At 68.9% G+C, this 296-nt stretch carries 1 pseudogene; it reads right to left on the bottom strand.

Annotation, left to right across the window (positions count from 1 at the left end):
- A pseudogene (locus AMS67_RS17520) lies at window positions 1-296 on the bottom strand (serine hydrolase domain-containing protein); the annotation flags it as partial.

Here is a 296-nt window from a genome sequence, read left to right as displayed (position 1 = left end):
GCCCCATCTTCTCCGTGCCGAACGTCCACTGGCGGCCGTTCTCGTCGGGCTCCTCGGTGGGGTTGCCCTCACTGTCGCGCTTCGGGTTCTTCACGGGGAAGGCGTCGGTGGTGATCGATGCGGCGTCGCCGCCGAAGGTGCCGTCGAGGTAGTGCTCGTAGAAGTTCTTGAGGTCGGTGACCGTCGTGACGGTCGCCCCGGCGCCCGAGAGGATCGATGCGGAGACCTCGGGAACCTCCACCGGGCCGGCGTCGCACACCGCCTTGCCACCGCTCAGCGGGTAGTTGGTGCCGGCG

It is taken from the genome of Leucobacter japonicus, assembly GCF_001273855.1.
In the GTDB taxonomy this organism is placed as follows: domain Bacteria; phylum Actinomycetota; class Actinomycetes; order Actinomycetales; family Microbacteriaceae; genus Leucobacter; species Leucobacter japonicus.
Note: the sequence above shows the minus strand (reverse complement) of the source record. Positions and strands in the feature narration are given on the sequence as shown.